General features: G+C 57.1%; 1 protein-coding gene. It reads right to left on the reverse strand.

From position 1 onward, the window contains the following. A partial coding sequence (locus G7G_RS23320) for a hydantoinase/oxoprolinase N-terminal domain-containing protein (protein WP_010442822.1) occupies nt 1-396 on the reverse strand: 396 nt, incomplete at both ends.

Genomic DNA, 396 nt, shown 5'->3' on the forward strand with positions numbered 1-396 from the left:
ACACGACGACTCGCCGCAAGCAGAAAGCTCTTCAACCAGTCGGGAAACAGCCCCATCATCGAACGGCTGCAACTCCTGCCCGCGCGCGTCCATTCGGCCTTTAATCGTAAAGGCGCGCGCGCGCAGCACGATCAGATCAGGTTTAACAAGATTGATCTCATATTGGTTGTAGCGGCGCTCATAGGCGATCTCTAGAATGTCACGAAACCCTTCGCTCGTCACAGTCGCCACGACTGCTCCACGGCGCTCAATCAACGCATTGGTGGCCAGTGTCGTGCCATGGATAAAGCCGCTGATCTGAGGCCAGTCCGCCCCGGTTTTATCCAACACGTACTTAGCACCCGCAAGCGCCCCAAGTGTCGGGTTTTTCGGGGTGGTCGGTGTTAGTCGTGGTGT

The sequence above is a fragment of the Ruegeria conchae genome (assembly GCF_000192475.1).
GTDB lineage: Bacteria > Pseudomonadota > Alphaproteobacteria > Rhodobacterales > Rhodobacteraceae > Ruegeria > Ruegeria conchae.